The 17,855-nt window shown below is 73.2% G+C and carries 16 protein-coding genes; 12 read left to right on the top strand and 4 right to left on the bottom strand.

All coding sequences use genetic code 11. The features are described 5' to 3' along the window. Window positions 1–28 precede the first annotated feature (28 nt). The 7 genes from AB0N90_RS07565 (at window position 29) to AB0N90_RS07535 (ending at window position 7,251) form a co-directional block, all read left to right on the top strand. Entirely contained in the window at window positions 29–1,237 is a 1,209-nt protein-coding gene (locus AB0N90_RS07565) for a prenyltransferase/squalene oxidase repeat-containing protein (protein ID WP_365193725.1), read from the top strand. After that, window positions 1,234–1,887 (top strand): SCO2322 family protein, encoded by a 654-nt coding sequence (locus tag AB0N90_RS07560; protein WP_365193724.1) that lies wholly within the window; start codon window positions 1,234–1,236, stop codon window positions 1,885–1,887. Before AB0N90_RS07565 ends, AB0N90_RS07560 begins: the two co-directional genes overlap by 4 nt. Window positions 1,888–1,991: 104 nt before the next feature. After that, window positions 1,992–3,098, top strand: a complete 1,107-nt coding sequence (locus AB0N90_RS07555; RefSeq protein ID WP_365193723.1) for an energy-coupling factor transporter transmembrane component T — start codon at window positions 1,992–1,994, stop codon at window positions 3,096–3,098. Beyond that, the gene (locus AB0N90_RS07550) at window positions 3,095–4,825 is read left to right on the top strand and encodes an ATP-binding cassette domain-containing protein (RefSeq protein ID WP_365193722.1); all 1,731 of its coding nucleotides are present in this window, start codon (window positions 3,095–3,097) and stop codon (window positions 4,823–4,825) included. Before AB0N90_RS07555 ends, AB0N90_RS07550 begins: the two co-directional genes overlap by 4 nt. Then, window positions 4,822–5,679 carry an ECF transporter S component gene (locus tag AB0N90_RS07545; RefSeq protein WP_365193720.1) on the top strand — a complete coding sequence of 286 codons (858 nt, stop codon included), beginning with the start codon at window positions 4,822–4,824 and terminating at the stop codon, window positions 5,677–5,679. Before AB0N90_RS07550 ends, AB0N90_RS07545 begins: the two co-directional genes overlap by 4 nt. A 294-nt stretch (window positions 5,680–5,973) precedes the next feature. Beyond that, window positions 5,974–6,384, top strand: coding sequence for a transglycosylase SLT domain-containing protein (locus tag AB0N90_RS07540; protein WP_365193717.1), 411 nt, complete (start codon window positions 5,974–5,976; stop codon window positions 6,382–6,384). Between the two features lie 222 nt (window positions 6,385–6,606). After that, window positions 6,607–7,251: a YoaK family protein gene (locus AB0N90_RS07535; RefSeq protein WP_365194718.1), complete on the top strand. Its 645-nt coding sequence runs from the start codon at window positions 6,607–6,609 to the stop codon at window positions 7,249–7,251. A gap of 29 nt (window positions 7,252–7,280) precedes the next feature. Here AB0N90_RS07535 and AB0N90_RS07530 read toward each other — a convergent pair whose 3' ends face one another. Further along, a complete protein-coding gene (locus AB0N90_RS07530) occupies window positions 7,281–8,516 on the bottom strand; it encodes a cytochrome P450 (protein WP_365193714.1) in 1,236 nt (411 codons plus the stop codon). 271 nt (window positions 8,517–8,787) lie between these two features. Here AB0N90_RS07530 and AB0N90_RS07525 point away from each other — a divergent pair, with 271 nt between their 5' ends. After that, window positions 8,788–9,957 carry a steroid 3-ketoacyl-CoA thiolase gene (locus AB0N90_RS07525; RefSeq protein ID WP_361667603.1) on the top strand — a complete coding sequence of 390 codons (1,170 nt, stop codon included), beginning with the start codon at window positions 8,788–8,790 and terminating at the stop codon, window positions 9,955–9,957. Window positions 9,958–10,002: 45 nt separating this feature from the next. Here the strand turns inward: AB0N90_RS07525 and AB0N90_RS07520 are convergent, their stop codons facing one another. Beyond that, window positions 10,003–12,030: a bifunctional glycosyltransferase 87/phosphatase PAP2 family protein gene (locus AB0N90_RS07520; protein WP_365193711.1), complete on the bottom strand. Its 2,028-nt coding sequence runs from the start codon at window positions 12,028–12,030 to the stop codon at window positions 10,003–10,005. A gap of 411 nt (window positions 12,031–12,441) precedes the next feature. Here AB0N90_RS07520 and proP point away from each other — a divergent pair, with 411 nt between their 5' ends. From proP to AB0N90_RS07505, 3 genes are all read left to right on the top strand, one after another. After that, entirely contained in the window at window positions 12,442–13,821 is a 1,380-nt protein-coding gene (gene proP / locus AB0N90_RS07515; protein WP_161219273.1) for a glycine betaine/L-proline transporter ProP, read from the top strand. A gap of 156 nt (window positions 13,822–13,977) precedes the next feature. Then, window positions 13,978–15,090, top strand: a complete 1,113-nt coding sequence (locus tag AB0N90_RS07510; RefSeq protein WP_365193708.1) for a DUF2330 domain-containing protein — start codon at window positions 13,978–13,980, stop codon at window positions 15,088–15,090. Window positions 15,091–15,205: 115 nt separating this feature from the next. Further along, entirely contained in the window at window positions 15,206–15,877 is a 672-nt protein-coding gene (locus AB0N90_RS07505; RefSeq protein ID WP_365193705.1) for an O-methyltransferase, read from the top strand. Between the two features lie 10 nt (window positions 15,878–15,887). Here the strand turns inward: AB0N90_RS07505 and AB0N90_RS07500 are convergent, their stop codons facing one another. After that, the gene (locus tag AB0N90_RS07500; protein ID WP_365193703.1) at window positions 15,888–16,280 is read right to left on the bottom strand and encodes a hypothetical protein; all 393 of its coding nucleotides are present in this window, start codon (window positions 16,278–16,280) and stop codon (window positions 15,888–15,890) included. Window positions 16,281–16,382: 102 nt separating this feature from the next. Between AB0N90_RS07500 and AB0N90_RS07495 the strand changes: the two genes are divergently transcribed. Then, window positions 16,383–16,793: a DUF1992 domain-containing protein gene (locus AB0N90_RS07495; protein ID WP_365193700.1), complete on the top strand. Its 411-nt coding sequence runs from the start codon at window positions 16,383–16,385 to the stop codon at window positions 16,791–16,793. Window positions 16,794–16,845: 52 nt separating this feature from the next. Here AB0N90_RS07495 and AB0N90_RS07490 read toward each other — a convergent pair whose 3' ends face one another. Further along, window positions 16,846–17,766 carry a LysR family transcriptional regulator gene (locus AB0N90_RS07490; protein ID WP_365193698.1) on the bottom strand — a complete coding sequence of 307 codons (921 nt, stop codon included), beginning with the start codon at window positions 17,764–17,766 and terminating at the stop codon, window positions 16,846–16,848. Window positions 17,767–17,855 lie beyond the last annotated feature (89 nt).

Raw genomic sequence — 17,855 nt, 5'->3', positions numbered from 1 at the left:
TCCCCGCAGGGAGAGGCAGTCGCCGACCATGAACGTCCGCCGCAATGCCGCGGCTCTCGCCGCCATAGGCGTGCTGGCAGCCGCCGCACCCGCCGTGGCCGCCGGCCCGTCCCCTTCCCCCAAGGCATCGGTCCCGGCCGGTCTCTACGGCACATCGGACCCCACCTACGACGGTGTGTGGCGCCAGTCGCTCACCCTCGTCGCCCAGCGCAGCCTCGGCTACCAGCCGGCCACCGCCGCCGTCGACTGGCTCACCGGCCAGCAGTGCGCGAACGGCTCCTTCGCCGCCTTCCGCGCCGACCCCGCCGCGTCCTGCGACGCCAAGACCATGGTGGACACCAACAGCACGGCCGCCGCGATCCAGGCCCTGCACGCGACCGGCGGCCATGACGCCGCCGTCACCAAGGCCGTGGACTGGCTGAAGTCCGTGCAGAACAAGGACGGCGGCTGGGGCTACAACCCCGGCAGCCCCAGCGACACCAACTCCACCTCCGTCGTCGTCGGCGCGCTCGCCGCGACCGGCGCCGACCCGGCGGGCGTCCGCAAGGACGGCAAGTCCCCGTACGACGCGCTGGCCACCTGGTCCATCCCCTGCGACCAGGACGGCGGCGGCGCGCTGGCCTACCAGCCGGACAAGAAGGGCAAGCTGGCCGCCAACGCCGATGCCACCGCCGCCGGTGTGACCGCCGCGCTCGGCAAGGGCTTCGTGGCACAGACCGGCAAGGCCCCCGCGGCGGACGCCTGCGCCAAGGCCGACCGGCCCACCCCGGCGCAGATCGCCGACAACGGCGGCGCGTACCTGGCGGCCGCGGTCGCCAAGAGCGGCCATCTGATGTCCGTGATGCCCGGCGCCACGGACCAGCCCGACTACGGCAACACCGCCGACGCCGTCGTCGCCCTCGCCGCCGACGGACGCACCGCGGCGGCGAAGAAGGCGTACGCCTTCCTGGAGAAGAGCGCGGGACCCTGGGCCGCCCAGACCGGCCCCGCGGCGTACGCCCAGCTGATCCTCGCCGCGCACGCCGTCGGCGCCCAGCCCGGCGACTTCGGCGGCACCAGCCTCGTCACCTCCCTCAACGCCCTCGGCCCCGAGCCGCGGATGCAGGCCGCCGAGAAGCAGGCCAAGGCGTCCGACGGCAGCTCGCACGCCGGGGTCTGGTGGAGCGTCGGCATCTGCCTCGTCGCGGGCATCGGCATCGGCTTCCTGCTCAGCACCCGCAAGAAGCAGCAGTCGTGACCGCCGTCCGCCGTGCCGTGCCGGTGCTGCTGGCCGCGCTCGCCCTGCTGCTCGGCACGGGCGCCGGGCAGGCGTCGGCCACGGGGTACCGCTACTGGTCGTTCTGGGAACGCTCCGGCGACCACTGGACGTACGCCACCCAGGGCCCCTCGCTCGCCCGCCCCGACGACGGCGCCGTGGAGGGCTTCCGCTTCTCCGTGAGCGCGGACTCGGGCGATGCGAGCAAGCCGCGCGGTACGGCGGACTTCGCCACGATCTGTTCGGGTACGGCCGCCGAGTCGGGCACGAAGCGGGTGGCGCTGGTCATCGACTTCGGTGTCCCGGCGGACGCGCCCTCCGGCGAGACCCCGCCGGGGCGCCGCACGGCGTGCGCCCGGGTCGCGCCGTCGGCCTCCGCCGCGGAGGCGCTGGCCGCGGTGGCCAAGCCGCTGCGGTACGACACGAACGCGCTGCTGTGCGCGATCTCCGGGTATCCGCGCAAGGGATGCGGGGAGCAGGTGTCGGGGAGCGCGCCGTTGACGACTCCGGGCCGCACGGAGAACCGGACGTCCTCCTCCGGTGGCCCGTCGTTGGGGCTGCCGATCGGCGCCGGTGTCGTCGTTCTGCTGGCGGGCGCGGCGGTGTGGCAGTCGCGTCGGCGACGCGGATGACTCCGTCGGATCGGCCGGTGGGGCGTGCGGTTCCTCGTGGGCGGGAGGGTGCCGGGGGCGGCGATCGTCCTGCCCCGACCGCCGTACCCGGGCGCGGGCCGTCCGTGGCCGGTCGCGCAGTTCCCCGCGCCTTTTCGGGGCACGGAAGGAGCCGTGCGACCGTGCATCCCGGGGCCTGGTGGGTCTGGGCGATATCGCTGGGCACTGCGGCGACCCGCACCACCAATCCGCTGCTCCTCGGCCTGCTCATCGCCGTGTCGGCGTACGTCGTGGCGACGCACCGCTCCCCCGCCCCCTGGGCCCGTTCCTACTCCGCGTTCGCCAAGCTCGCGTTCGCCGTGCTGCTCATCCGCCTGGTCTTCGCGGTGGCCCTCGGCTCCCCGATCCCCGGCACCCATGTCCTCCTCACCCTCCCGGAGATCCCGCTGCCGCACTGGGCGCAGGGCATCCGGCTCGGTGGCGAGGTCACCGCGGAGGCACTCGTCTTCGCGGCGTACGACGGGCTGAAGCTGGCCACCCTGCTGATCTGCGTCGGCGCCGCGAACGCCCTCGCGAGCCCCTCCCGCCTGCTGAAGTCCCTGCCCGGCGCCCTGTACGAGACCGGCGTCGCCGTCGTCGTCGCCCTCACCTTCGCGCCGCATCTCATCGCCGACGTCCAGCGGCTGCGTGCCGCCCGCCGGCTGCGCGGCCGCCCGGACCGGGGTGTCCGGGGGCTGCTCCAGGTCGGACTCCCGGTGCTGGAGGGCGCGTTGGAGCGCTCCGTCGCCCTCGCCGCCGCCATGGAGGCCCGCGGCTACGGCCGCGCCGCGGACGTCCCCGCCCGGGTCCGCCGTACGACCGCCGCCCTCACCCTCGGCGGTCTGCTAGGCGTCTGCGCGGGCACGTACGGGCTGCTCACCGCCGAGGGCGGCAGCTACGGCGCCCCGCTGCTGCTCGCCGGGATCGCCGCCGCCCTCGCCGGACTGCGCCTCGGCGGCCGCCGTTCGCTGCGCACCCGGTACCGGCCCGACCCCTGGGGCCCCCGCGCCTGGCTGGTCACCGGCTCCGGTGTCGCCGTGGCCGCGCTGCTGACGCTCGCCTCCGCCCGCGCCCCCGAGGCCCTGCACCCCGGTGTGGTCCCGCTGACCACGCCCACCCTGCCGCTGTGGCCGGCCGCGTCGATCCTGCTCGCCCTGCTGCCCGCCTTCGTCGTCCCGAGGGAGCACTCGTGATCCGCTTCGAGAAGGTCAGCGTCACGTACGACGGTGCCCCCGAACCCACCGTCCGCGACGTCGACTTCGAGGTGCCGGAGGGCGAACTGGTGCTGCTCGTCGGCCCGTCCGGGGTCGGCAAGTCCACCGTGCTCGGCGCGGTCAGCGGGCTCGTCCCGCACTTCACCGGCGGCACCCTGGGCGGCCGGGTGACCGTGGCGGGGCGTGACACCCGTACCCACAAGCCCCGTGAACTCGCCGATGTCGTCGGCACGGTGGGCCAGGATCCGCTCGCCCACTTCGTCACGGACACCGTCGAGGACGAACTCGCCTACGGCATGGAGTCGTTGGGCCTCGCGCCCGAGGTGATGCGCCGCCGGGTCGAGGAGACCCTCGATCTGCTGGGCCTCGCGGGGCTGCGGGACCGCCCCATCGCCACCCTCTCCGGCGGCCAGCGCCAGCGCGTGGCCATCGGCTCCGTACTCACCCCGCATCCCCAGGTCCTCGTCCTCGACGAACCGACGTCCGCGCTGGACCCCGCCGCGGCGGAAGAGGTCCTCGCGGTGCTCCAGCGCCTGGTGCACGACCTCGGTACGACCGTCCTGATGGCCGAGCACCGCCTGGAACGCGTCATCCACTACGCCGACCGCGTCGTCCTCCTCCCCACCCCCGGCGCACCCCCCGTCACCGGCACCCCTTCGGACATCATGTCCATCTCCCCGGTCCACCCCCCGGTCGTCGCTCTGGGCCGCCTCGCCGACTGGTCCCCCCTGCCGCTGACCGTGCGCGACGCCCGCCGCAAGGCCGGTGACCTGCGGAACCGCCTCGCCGCCACCACGGGCATGCCTGCCGCCGTAGCCGCGGGCAGTCCCGCCGCTACAGCTATGGACAGTCGTGCCGCTGGGGCGGTGGGGGTCCCCCCGCGCGAGCAAAGCCGAGCCCGCAGCACCCCCGGACGCCTGTTCCGGCGCCGCCCCACCCCTGAGAACCAACCGCCCCACACCGCCGACGCCCACCACCTCACCGTCCGCCGCGAGACCCTCACCGCCCTCCACCACATCGACCTCACCGTCACCCCCGGCGAGACCATCGCCCTCATGGGCCGCAACGGCGCCGGTAAGTCCACCCTCCTCAACACCTTCGTCGGCCTCCTCGAACCCACCACCGGCACGGTGACCGTCGGCGGCCGTACCCCCCACCGCACCCCGCCCCGCGACCTGATCCGCCACGTCGGCCTGGTCCCGCAGGAACCGCGGGACCTCCTCTACGCCGACACCGTGGCAACGGAGTGCGCCGCCGCCGACCAGGACGCCGAGGCGGCCCCCGGCACCTGCCGTACCCTGCTGGACCGGCTCCTCCCGGGCATCGCCGACGACACCCACCCACGCGACCTCTCCGAGGGCCAGTGCCTCGCCCTCGCGCTGGCCGTCGTACTGACCGCCCGCCCGCCCCTGCTGCTCCTGGACGAGCCGACCCGCGGCCTGGACTACGCCGCGAAGGCCCGCCTGGTCACCGCGCTGCGCGAACTCGCCGCCGAGGGGCACGCGATCGTCCTGGCCACGCACGACGTGGAGCTGGCGGCGGAGATCGCCCACCGGGTGGTGCTGCTGGCCGAGGGCGAGATGATCGCGGACGGCCCGACGGCGGAGATCGTGGTGTCGTCCCCCTCCTTCGCCCCGCAGGTGACCAAGATCCTCGCCCCCCAGCGGTGGCTGACCGTGTCCCAGGTGCAGGAGGCCCTGGGATGACGACCCCGCCCGCACCCACCACCACACCCACCGCCGCGCCCTCACGCGTCCGCGCCGTCCGCCTCGGCCCCCGCTCCGTCGCCGCCCTCGCCCTCGCCACCGCCGTCGGTGTGATCGCCTTCGGCTGGCCCTTCCTCGCGCCGCCCGCCTCCCAGCTCAGCGCGCACGCCCAGGACGCCCCCTGGCTGTTCGCCGGTCTGCTGATCCTGCTCGTGGCGGTGGTCGCGGCGACGATCTCCGAGTCGGACCTCGGCCCGAAGGCGGTGGCGATGCTGGGCGTGCTCGCCGCCACCGGTGCCGCGCTGCGCCCGATCGGCGCAGGCACCGCCGGGATCGAGCCGATGTTCTTCCTGCTGGTGCTCAGCGGCCGCGTCCTGGGCCCCGGCTTCGGCTTCGCGCTGGGCTCGGTCACGATGTTCGCGTCCGCGCTGCTGACCGGCGGCGTCGGCCCCTGGCTGCCGTTCCAGATGCTGTCGATGGGCTGGTTCGCGATGGGCGCGGGGCTGCTGCCGGGCCCGGTGCGGCTGCGCGGCCGGGCCGAACTGCTGCTCCTGGCCGGGTACGGCTTCCTCGCCTCCCTCGCCTACGGCACGGTCATGAACCTGGCCGGCTGGCCCTTCATGGGCGCCGGCGCCTCGGGCATCTCCTTCCACCCGGGCGCCTCGGTCGCCGCCAACCTGGCCCGCTTCGTCGCCTACTGCCTGGCCACCTCCCTCGGCTGGGACCTGGGCCGGGCCCTGTGCACGGTGGTGCTGACCTGCGCGCTCGGCCCCGCGGTGCTGCGCGCGCTGCGCCGGGCCACCCGGCGGGCCGCGTTCGAGACGCCGGTCACCTTCGACGGTCCCGGGGCGTGAGGGGTCGTACCCACGCGGTGAGCGGGCCGGTGAGGAACCCCACATGACGCAGCTCACCTACGAGGCGGGGTCGTAGAGGGTTATGTCCGATACGTTCCGCCGCACACCCCCGCCGACCTGCGGTTTGAGAGCTGCGCCACAGAACGCCCATTCCCGCCCCATCCGGTCACAACTAGTAAAAGGGGTGATTGCGGACGGATTTCCGGGCTGCTTATCTGGTCGGCGTCGCCAGGCACCACGAGCCCCCAGGGGTTCGGGCCGGTGATCCCCCGTCCCCGACGCAAGAGGTGCTCCGTGTCCGTCATCCGCCGCATCGCCGCCCCGAAGAAGGCCCTCACCGTCGCCGCCGTGGCCGCCGCCACCGCCGGTATGGCGCTGTCCGCCGCCCCCGCCCAGGCCGCCGCCCCGGCCTCGGCCTCCTCGGCGCAGGCGATCGCGCACAAGATGATCCCGGACGCCGCGCAGTTCAACGCGTTCAGCCAGATCGTCCAGCGCGAGAGCGGCTGGAACCCGAGCGCCACCAACGCCTCCTCCGGCGCCTACGGCCTGGTCCAGGCGCTGCCGGGCTCGAAGATGGCGTCCGCGGGCGCCGACTGGAAGACCAACCCGGCCACCCAGATCAAGTGGGGCCTGGACTACATGAACTCCCGCTACGGCAGCCCCGCCAAGGCCTGGTCCTTCTGGCAGGCCAACCACTGGTACTAGGCCGACCCTCTGTAGCCGGTACACCGCAAAGCACCCCCGCCCCGCTCGGCGAGGGTGCTTTTCGCATGTCCGGGCATTGCCGGGCGGCGCGTGGTGAAGTGGTCCCCGCCCCTGTCCGCCCGGCGCACCGGAGGAACCGTGACGACACCACCGACACCCCCGGCCACGCCGCCCGCTCCCGGACCCGCGGCGGACCCCGCGCCGGACCCGGAGGCGCGCGGGCTGCGGCTGGTGCTCGTGCTGATCACGCTGACCGTGGTGAGCGGTCTGATCGACGCCGTCAGCTATCTGGGCCTGGGCCGGGTCTTCACGGCGAACATGACCGGCAATGTGGTGGTGCTGGGCTTCGCGGCGGCCGGGGCGCCCGGGTTCTCGGTGCCGCGCACCGCGACCTCGCTGTGCTGCTTCCTCCTCGGCGCGGTGGCGGGCGGCCGGGTGGCGACCCGCTTCGGAGGCGGCGGGTCCCGGCGCCGCTGGGCGCGGCTGACACTGGCGGCCGAGGCGGTCCTGGTGGGGCTGTCGGCGGCGGCCGCCTTCGCCCGGCCGGATCGCACCGGCACGGTCTACGCCCTCATCGCCCTGACCGCCTTCGCGATGGGGGTGCGCAATGCGACGGTCCGCAAGCTCGGGGTCCCCGATCTGACGACCACGGTGCTGACGATGACCCTGACCGGGCTGGCCGCCGACTCCCGCCTCGGCAACGGCACGGGGCACCGCTCCCCGCGCCGTACCGCCTCGGTGATCGCCATGCTCGGCGGCGCGTTCCTCGGCGCGTGGCTGGTGCTGCACCACGGCCTGGGCATCCCGCTGCTGATCGCGGCCGTCGCCTCGGCGGTGCTCGCGGTGTCCGCCTCCGGCAAGGAGTGACGACCGCCCGAGGCAGCGGGTGACGTCCGTCAGCCGGTGGTCACCTGAAGGTGCTTGATGCCGTTGATCCAGGCCGAGCGCAGCCGGCGCGGGGCGTCGACCAGCCTGAGGCCCGGCATCGCGTCGGCGATGGCGTGGAAGATGAGGTCGATCTCCAGGACGGCGAGGGACTTGCCCAGGCAGTAGTGGGGTCCGCCGCCGCCGAAGCCGAGGTGGGGGTTGGGGTCGCGGGTGATGTCGAAGGACCCGGGGTCGGTGAAGACGGCCGGGTCGTGGTTGGCGGAGGCGTAGAAGAGGCCGACCCGGTCGCCCTTCCTGATGAGCGTCCCGCCGAGTTCGGTGTCCTGGGTGGCCGTGCGCTGGAAGGAGTTGACCGGGGTCGCCCAGCGCACGATCTCCTCGGCCGTGGTCGCCGGGCGCTCCCGTTTGAAGAGGTCCCACTGCTCGGGGTGGGTGAGGAAGGCGTGCATGCCGTGGGTGATGGCGTTGCGCGTCGTCTCGTTGCCGGCGACCGCCAGCATCAGCACGAAGAAGCCGAACTCGTCGGAGCTCAGGTTGCCCTCGTCCTCCGCCGCGACCAGCGTGGTGACGATGTCCCGGGCCGGGCAGCGCTTGCGTTCGGCGGCCATGTTCATCGCGTAGGAGATGATCTCGGCCGCGGACCGGGCGCCGATCTCCTCGGTGATGGCGTACTCGGGGTCGTCGTAGGCGATCATCTTGTTCGACCAGTCGAAGATCTTCGTCCGGTCCTCCTGGGGGACGCCGATCAGCTCGGCGATGGCCTGGAGCGGCAGTTCGCAGGCGATCTCGGTGACGAAGTCGAAGGGCTCCGTGCGGGTGCGGGCCGCGCCGACGATCGCCTCGGCGCGGGCGCGCAGCCGGTCCTGAAGGGCGCGGATCGAGCGTGGCGTGAAGCCGCGCTGCACGATCTGCCGTACCCGCGTATGTTCCGGGGGATCCATGTTGAGCAGGATCAGCCGCTGCACATCGATGGCATCGCGCGAGATGTGCTCGTTGAAGCGGATGACGGCGGTGTTGAGGAAGGAGGAGAACAGCTCCGGGTGGGTGGAGACATGCTTGACGTCCGCGTGCCGGGTCACGGCCCAGTAGCCGGTGTCGGCGAATCCGGCGATGCCGTGCGGTTGCGCCATCCAGCGGACCGGCTCGGTGCGGCGCAGCTCGGCGAACTCCGGCAGGGGCACACGGTGGTGCAGCAGGTCGGGGTCGGTGAAGTCGAACCCGTCGGGCAGCGCGGGGCAGGGCATCGGCGGCTCCAGCCATCCATTCTGCAGACATCCGGCGAGACGTCCGAAGATACATCTGACGAACCATCAGCTGATGTCCCCGAACGTAATAACGGGTTCTAGAAGTGGCAAGGGGCGAGGTCCGGCCAATCCGTGCGGAATTCGTGCAGATCACGACTTCGGCGGCTGCACGCCCCTTGCGGTGACGTACGACACGTCCCCAGACTGCACCACAGAACTAGTACGCGTTCTAGTTCTGGAGGAGCGCCCCTCTCGGAGAGGACCCGCACGCATGGCCGCGGAACCCGTGATCGTCGAAGCCGTCCGAACCCCGATCGGCAAGCGCGGCGGCGCGCTCGCCAACCTGCACCCCGCCTATCTGCTGGGCGAGACCTACCGTGAACTCCTCGGCCGTACCGGCATTCCCGCCGACGCGGTCGAGCAGATCGTCGGCGGCACGGTGACCCATGCCGGCGAGCAGTCCATGAACCCCGCGCGCACCGCCTGGCTGACCGTGGGGCTGCCGTACGAGACCGCCGCCACGACCGTGGACTGCCAGTGCGGCTCCTCGCAGCAGGCGTCGCACATGGTGGCCAACATGGTCGCGGCGGGCGTCATCGACGTCGGCATCAGCTGCGGTGTGGAGGCGATGTCCCGGGTGCCGCTGGGCTCCGGCTCCAAGCACGGGCCGGGCAAGCCCTTCCCCGACGAGTGGAACGTGGATCTGCCCAACCAGTTCGAGGCGGCCGAGCGGATCGCGCGCCATCGGGGGCTGACGCGCGCGGACGTGGACGCGTTCGGGCTGCGGTCCCAGGAGCGGGCGGCGCTCGCCTGGGCGGAGGAGCGGTTCAAGCGGGAGACGTTCGCGGTGCAGGTGCCCACCACGGAGGAGGAGCAGTACGCGGGTCAGGGCATGTGGCGTCTGGTCGACAAGGACGAGGGGCTCCGGGACACCTCCATGGAGGCGCTGGCCCGGCTCAAGCCGGTGATGCCGACCGCGGTGCACACGGCGGGCAACTCCTCGCAGATCTCGGACGGTTCGGCCGCGATCATGTGGGCGTCCAAGCGGATGGCCCGCGCGCTGAAGCTGAAGCCGCGGGCGCGGATCGTCGCGCAGGCGCTGGTGGGCGCCGACCCGCACTTCCATCTCGACGGGCCGATCGACGCGACCCGGGCGGTGCTGGGCAAGGCCGGGATGTCGCTGAAGGACATCGACCTGGTGGAGATCAACGAGGCGTTCGCGTCGGTGGTGCTGAGCTGGGCGCAGGTCTTCGAGCAGGACCTGGCCAAGGTCAACGTCAATGGCGGCGCGATCGCGCTCGGCCATCCGGTCGGCTCGACGGGCGCCCGTCTGATCACCACGGCCCTGCATGAACTGGAGCGCACCGACAAGGAGTTCGCGCTGATCACGATGTGCGCGGGGGGCGGCCTGGCGACCGGCACGATCATCCAGCGCCTGTAGCGGACCGCCGGGCCCGCCCCGGCGGCCCCGGCCGCCCCCGTCGCCCTACTTCACCGGCACCGGTTCCATCAGCCCCGCCGCGTCGAGCGCCGGGGCCCGTGCCGCGCGCGGCCCCTGGACCACGTACGACAGGGCGAAGCCCGCGGTGACCACCACGGCGCCGCCGACCGCGTCGAGGACCCAGTGATTGGCGGTGGCGAGGATGGCGGAGATGGTGCACAGGGGGTGCAGCAGACCGAGGGCCTTCATCCACCACTTGGGGGCGAGGACCACGATCACGACACCGCACCACAGGGACCAGCCGAAGTGCAGGGACGGCATCGCCGCGTACTGGTTGGTGAGGGCCGTCATCGCGCCGTAGTCCGGGTGGGCGAGGTCCTGCGCGCCGTGCACGGTGTCGATGAAGCCGAGGCCCGGCATCAGCCGCGGCGGGGCCAGCGGGAAGAGCCAGAAGCCGATCAGGGCGAGGAAGGTGGCGAAGCCGAGGGAGGTGCGGGCCCAGCGGTAGTCGACCGGGCGGCGCCAGTACAGGACCGCGAGGACCGTGAGCGGCAGCACGAAGTGGAAGGACTCGTAGTAGAAGTCGAAGAAGTCCCGCAGCCAGCCGATCCCCGCCACCGTGTGGTTGAGCCAGTGCTCGATGTCTATGTGCAGGAACCGCTCGGTGTCGAACACGATCCGCCCGTGGTGCTCCGCGGTCGCCCGCCCCCGGTCGTCCCCGCTGGCGCCCGCGGCCAGCCGGACCTGCGCGTACGCGGCGTACACGACCCGGATCAGCAGCAGTTCGAGCAGGAGGTTCGGGCGGGTGAGGACCCGGCGCAGGAAGGGCAGCAGCGGGATGCCCCGGAAGCGGGCGGGGACCGCGGGGGCGTACTCGGTGGGTACCGGCTCCTGGTAGTACGGCGAGGTGCGGGACAGGAACGGTACGGCGACGGCGGCGGCCAGCGCCGCGACCAGCACCAGATCGTCGCGCAGGGCGTACAGCGCCGGGGTGTTCGGCAGCATCATCTTCGCCGGCAGGGTCATCACCAGCACCACCGCGACCGGCCACACACTGCGGTCCGAGGCCCGGCGGCCGACCCGGCCGACCACCGCGAGCAGCAGCCACAGCAGCTGGTGCTGCCAGGTGGTGGGCGAGACGGCGACCGCGGCGCAGCCGGTGATCGCCACGGCGAGCAGCAGCTGCCCGTCCTGCGCGTAGCGGACCGCGCGGCGCAGGGCGAGGACGGAGACGGCCGCGCCGAGCAGCAGGAACAGCGTGATCTCCAGCGGCCCGGTGAGGCCGAGGCGGAGCAGGGCGCCGTGCAGGGACTGGTTGCCCAGCGCGTCGGCCTTGCCGCCGAGGCCCACACCGGCCGTGTGCTGGAGCCAGTAGGTGACCGAGTCGTGCGGCAGCGCGGCCCAGGCGAGCGCGGTCAGCGCGGCGAAGGTCCCGGCGCCGCTGAGGGCGGCCCGGCGGCGGCCGGTGAACCACAGCAGCGGTGCGAACAGGAGCACGGTGGGCTGGAGCGCCGCGGCCAGGCCCAGGCACAGCCCACTGGCCCGCTCCCCGCGTACGGCGAAGCAGCCGAGCAGGACCAGCAGCACCGGGATGATGCTGGTCTGCCCGAGCCAGAGCGCGTTGCGCACCGGCAGCGAGAGCATCAGCAGACTGATCGCGACCGGCGCGGCCAGCAGGGAGGTGCGCCGGCTCACCGGCTGGGGCAGCGCGCGGGCGGCGATCATGCCGAGCGCGACCACCAGCAGCAGGGTGGCGAAGGTCCAGCTCCAGCCGAGGGCGGCCTCCGCGGCCCGGGTGAGCGGCTTGAGCACGAGCCCGGCGAAGGGGGTGCCGGTGAACTGCGTGGAGTCGTACAGGGAGCCCTTGACGTGCAGCACGCCGTTCGGGCCGACCCAGGTCTCCAGGTCGGTGAGGCGTTTGCCGCTCGGGGTGGTGAGGACGGCGGTCAGCTGCCGGACCGCGAGGATCGCGGCCACCGCCCACAGCGCGAGCCGCGCCGCGCGCAGCCGTCCTTCGGCGTCCGGCGTCCCGAAGCCCTCCCCCGGTCCCCCACCGTGTTCCACGTTCGCCACGCCGCGTCGGCCTCCCGCCCCGTTTTTCGTCCCGGCCGTGCGTCGTGCACGCCGGGTCACCTCTGCGCAACCCTACGAGGCTCGCAGACCCCCCGGAAGGGGACGCAGGCAACCCCCGGTTCACCTGGCGCCCGCTCCCCTTTTGCCCGGATGACGATAGTGCGCGGGGGTTGCGGTTGCGGTGCGGGGGCGCGAGAAGCATCACAGCGGGGGCACGGATCGGCCGGGCGCGAGCGGGCAGAGTTACCTGTTGACGCGCCCTTTAGCTGCCCTATGCATACATCCGTGCGCATCACGTAACGGCGCAATCCGCGCCTATGGTCGATTTTCGGCCCTCCGTACGTCAGGCGTTCCCGCGCCGTCGTCGGGGGCCACGTCCTTGTCCCCGACGAAAGGCAGGCGAGCCCCGTTTTGGCGACCGTCACAGCCGTCACCCCCCAGCTGAAGGCCCGCGGGGCCGCTCCGGCGGCCGCCCGCGACGTCACCGTCACCGATCCCGCGCTGGTCAAGCGCGCCGTGAAGGCGGCCGCGCTCGGCAACGCCATGGAATGGTTCGACTTCGGTGTCTACAGCTACATCGCGGTCACCCTCGGCAAGGTCTTCTTCCCGTCCGGCAACCCGACGGCCCAGCTGCTGTCGACGTTCGGCGCCTTCGCGGCGGCGTTCCTGGTGCGCCCGCTCGGCGGCATGGTCTTCGGCCCGCTCGGCGACCGGGTGGGCCGCCAGAAGGTCCTCGCGCTCACCATGATCATGATGGCGGCGGGCACCTTCGCGATCGGTCTGATCCCCTCCTACGCCTCGATCGGCGTGGGCGCGCCGCTGCTGCTGCTCGCGGCCCGGCTGGTGCAGGGCTTCTCCACCGGTGGCGAGTACGCCGGCGCCTCGACCTTCATCGCCGAGTACGCCCCCGACAAGAGGCGCGGCTTCTTCGGCAGCTGGCTGGAGTTCGGCACGCTCGCGGGATACATCGGCGGCGCGGGTCTGGTGACGCTGATGACGGCGCTGCTGTCCTCCGCGGACCTGCTCTCCTGGGGCTGGCGCATCCCGTTCCTGATCGCCGGTCCGATGGGCATCATCGGCCTGTATCTGCGAATGCGCCTGGAGGAGACCCCGGCGTTCGCGGCGGAGGTCGAGAAGGCGGAGGCGGAGCGCCCGAAGGTGCCGCTGCGGGAGATGGTGGCGGGCCAGTGGCGGGCGCTGCTGCTGTGCGTGGGCCTGGTGCTGGTCTTCAACGTCACGGACTACATGCTGCTGTCGTACATGCCGAGCTACCTCACCAGTGAGCTGAAGTACGACGAGACGCACGGCCTGCTCGTGGTGCTCGGCGTGATGGCGCTGATGATGATCGTCCAGCCGTTCGCCGGTGCGCTGACCGACCGGATCGGCCGCCGCCCCGTGATCGCGGCGGGGTGTGCGGGCTTCCTGTTCCTCTCCGTCCCCGCGCTGCTGCTGATCCGCCAGGGCAGCCTGCTCGCGGTGGCCCTCGGCATGGGCGCGCTGGGTCTGCTGCTGGTCTGCTTCACGGCGGCCATGCCGGCCGCGCTGCCCGCGCTCTTCCCGACGCGGGTGCGGTACGGGTCGCTGTCCATCGGGTTCAACGTGTCCGTGTCGCTGTTCGGCGGGACGACGCCGCTGGTGGTGACGGCGCTGATCGGGGCGACGGGCAACATGATGATGCCCGCGTACTACATGATGGCCGCGGCCGTGATCGGCGGGTTCGCGGTGTGGCGGATGTCGGAGACGGCGGGCCGCCCGCTGCCGGGTTCCGCCCCGGCAGTGGAGAGTCGGTAGGCGCCGTAGGAGTGCGGGTGCATCGCCGGCCGCGGGTCCGTCGTGGCCGATCGCGCGGTTCCCCGCGCCCCTTCGGGGCGCTGCCCCGGCTGAGGGAACCGCGATCCCACTCCCCTCGTCCGTACCGTGCGTAGCCGCACAACAGGGGGACGGACATTGCGCACACCAAGGACCGCACGCATACTCTCGGTCGTCCTCGCACTCCTCGGCATCCAGCTCACCTGGCTGATCTCGCCCGCCTGGGCCTGCGGCTGCGGCGCGATGGTCGTGGATCCGGCCCAGCGGATCGCCGTGTCGGACGAGCAGTCCGTGCTGCGCTGGGACGGCCGCCAGGAGCAGATCGTGATGCGCCTGACCGTCACCGGCGACGCGCGGAACGCCGCCTGGATCATGCCCGTCCCGCACCGCGCCACCGTCCGCCTCGGGGACCCCGCCGTCTTCGACCAGCTGGCCCGGACCATCGCCCCGGTGCACCGCACCCGGCACCACTTCTGGCCGCGGAACGGCGACTGGCCCTTCGACACCCCCGCGGACGGCGCCGCGGCCGCCGCCCCGCGGCCCGGCGCCGCCGTGGGCGTCGTCGGGCGCCAGCGCCTCGGCCCGTTCGACGTGGCCCGGCTGACCGCCACCGACCCGGCCGCCCTGGACACCTGGCTGCGCGCCAACGGCTTCACCCTCCCCGCCCGGCTGAAGACGGCCCTCGCGCCGTACGTGGCCGAGCACTGGGAGTACGTCGCGATCCGGCTCGCCCCCGACACCGCGGACACGGCCCTGCGCGGCGCCCTCGACCCGCTGCACCTCACCTTCGCCGCCGACCGCGCCGTCTACCCGATGCGCCTGTCCCGGCTGGCCACCACCCCCCAGTCGCTGGGCCTGTACGTCCTCGCCGCGCACCGCATGGAACCGGCCACGGCGATCGGCGGACCGCCGCCGCGCACCGTCTACGCCGGCCGCCTCACCGACCCCGGCGGCGCCCTCGGGGCCCTCGCCCACGGGACGCCGTACCTGACCGCGCTCACCCAGCAGTTCCCGCAGCCCGCCCGTATCTCCGGTGACCACGAACTGCGCCGGGCCGCCTCGGACACCCCCGTCCAGCAGGTGATCCATGACGACGAGCTGGACCGGGTCGCCGGGGTCCCGGCCTGGCTGCTCACGGTCGGCGGCCTCGCCGTGCTCCTGGTGGCCGCGCTCGCCGTCCTCGCCGTACGACGCGCACGGCGTCCCGTGCCGCCCCCGCCGCCCGTCGCCCCGCCCCCGCCGCTGGTCTGAATCCGGCGATCGCGCGCCCCGGCCGATTCTCGGCCCCTCGCCACCGCCCAACTGAGATGATCGAAAGACGGCAGCAAGGCGGCCTCGGCAGGCATTCGGGAAAGGCAGCAGGCGCATGAGCGGGCAGCAGCTCTGGGACGACGTCGACGACTACTTCATCAACACCCTCTCGCCCGACGACGAGGCGCTGCGGGCGGCCCTGCGGGAGAACGACGCCGCCGGGCTGCCGCCCATCGGGGTCACCGCGGCCCAGGGCAAGCTGCTCCACCTGCTCGCCCAGGTGCAGGGCGCGCGGACCATCCTGGAGATCGGCACGCTCGGCGGCTACAGCACCATCTGGCTGGCCCGCGCCCTGCCCGAGGACGGCAGGCTGGTCACCCTGGAGTACAGCGCCCGGCACGCCGAGGTGGCCACCCGCAACATCGCGCGCGCGGGCCTGGACCGGGTCGCCCAGGTGCGGGTGGGCCCGGCCCTGGAGTCGCTGCCCAAGCTGGCCGACGAGAACCCGGCCCCCTTCGACCTGGTCTTCATCGACGCGGACAAGGCCAACAACGCCCACTACGTGGAGTGGGCGCTGCGTCTGACCCGCGCGGGCAGCCTGATCGTGCTGGACAACGTGGTGCGCGGCGGCCGGGTCGCCGATCCGGGCGCCACCGATCCGGACGTGGTCGGCACCCGTACCGCGATCGAGCTGATCGCCTCCCATCCGAGGCTCAGCGGTACGGCCATCCAGACGGTCGGCACCAAGGGGTACGACGGCTTCGCGCTCGCCCGGGTGCTGGGCTGACGACCCGCTCTCAAACCTCTTGGTAGAAGCCGACGTTGACGCTGCACGGCCCGCTGCGGTCCTGGACGACTATCTCGCCCGAGCCGCCGCGCGGCAGCGGCACGGTCGTACCGGGGGCCAGCGGCCGGACGCTCCCCCCGGCTGTCAGCCGCACCTCGGACGCCGGGTCGGGCTGGGAGCCGCGCAGCCAGGTCAGCTGCCAGACGCCGTCGGGTCCGCAGCGGAACTCCAGATGGACGCGGGAGACGAACAGCCAGTCCTCGGGGGTGACCAGCCGGCATCCGGCGGCGTCCCGGCCGATCCGCAGCACCGCGCCCGGCTCGCTCGGCGCCTGGGCCATCGTCATACCGGCCGTGGCCCCCGCGTCGGCCGCGGAGACGGTGGCCATGGTGAGTTCGAGCACCTGCGTTCCCCCTGAAACGTCGTTGCGCGACGGGCCGTTGCCCCGCGCGCCGCCGCCGCATGATAGAACGCGCGACCGGGCGCCGTCCGGCACCATGGGGTCATGACCGAGCGAAAGCCACCTGGCGTGCCGTTCGAGAGCTGGGTCGACAAGCAGATCCAGGACGCGCAGGCACGCGGCGAGTTCGAGCGGCTGCCCGGGGCGGGCGAGCCGCTGCCCGCCGAGGTCGACTCCACCTACGACGAGCTGTGGTGGGTCAAGCGGAAGATGGCGCGCGAGGGCCTCGCGGTGCTGCCGCCCGCCCTGGCCCTGCGCAAGGAGGCCGAGGACGCGCTGACGGCGGCGTACGCGGCGCCCTCGGAGCGGATGGCCCGGAAGATCATCGAGGACGTCAACGCAAAGATCCGCGACATGATGTCCAAGCCGCCGCCGGGTCCCCCGCTGGGGAAGAAGCCGTACGACGTGGAGGACGTCGTACGGGAGTGGCGGCGGCTGCGGGGGCAGCGGCCCTGATCGCGTCCCGTCACCGGGAAGTCCGGCCCGCGCGAGAACGCCTGCCGCGTGATCAGGTGTGCGGCGCACCGCCCGAGAGGAGGGCCTGTACCGCCTCCAGGCAGGCCGCGACCGGGGGTTCATGGGTCGCTCCGCGCCGTACGGCGATCTCGATGGTGCGGGCGAGCGCGGGGTCGGCCACCGGACGTACGACGAGCCCCGGCGGGAGCCGGTCCGCGGCCATCCGCGGGAGGACGACGGGCAGGCCGCCGCTCGCGGCCAGGGCGATCATGGCGGTGAAGTCGGTGCAGGTGTGCCGTACCCGCGGGGTGAATCCCGCGGACCGGCAGGCGTGCAGGACGGCCGTGCCGCACGCGGTGTGCGCGGGGGCGGTGATCCATTCGCTGTCCGCCAGCTCCCGCAGCTCGACGGGAGAGTCCCCCGCCCGCGCCGCCGGGTGATCGTCCCGCAGTACGGCGACCAGCGGGTCGACGCCCAGGACGAGGGACTCGACGCCGGAGGGCGTGGGGTCGGCCAGATTGGTGTAGCGGTAGGTCAGCGCGAGGTCGACGCGCCGCTGGAGCAGCAGGCGCGCCGCCGGCTCGGGCTCGGCCTCGGTGATGTGCAGGCGCAGACCCGGATGAGCGTCCTGGAGCGCCCGGCCGAGCGGAGCGGCCAGCGGGACGAGGGCGCTCGGAAAACAGGCGAGGTGGAGCGGCCCGGCCGGTTCCGCGGGCTCGCTGTGGAGGTGGCTCCGTGCCTGGTCCAGGGCGTCGAGCACGCGCTCGGTGTCCTCGGCCAGCCGGCGCCCGGCCGCGGTGAGGTGGATGGAGCGCCCCGTGCGTTCCAGCAGCCGGGTCCGGGTCTCCTCTTCCAGGAGCCGGAGCTGCTGGGAGACGGCGGAGGGGGTGACACGGTGCAGTTCGGCCACGGCGGTCACGGTGCCGTGGGCGGCCAGATCGCGCAGGAGGACGAGCCGTCGGACATCGAGCATCAGATGAGCTTAAGTGAATGCTGTAGATGATGTAGCTGGACAGAAGGAGCGCCGGGCGGCGACGCTGAGGGTCCACCCCTTCCAGTTCC

The sequence above is a fragment of the Streptomyces sp. NPDC093018 genome, from assembly GCF_040684035.1.
Lineage (GTDB): Bacteria > Actinomycetota > Actinomycetes > Streptomycetales > Streptomycetaceae > Streptomyces > Streptomyces murinus.
This window is presented reverse-complemented; position numbering and strand designations above follow the sequence as displayed.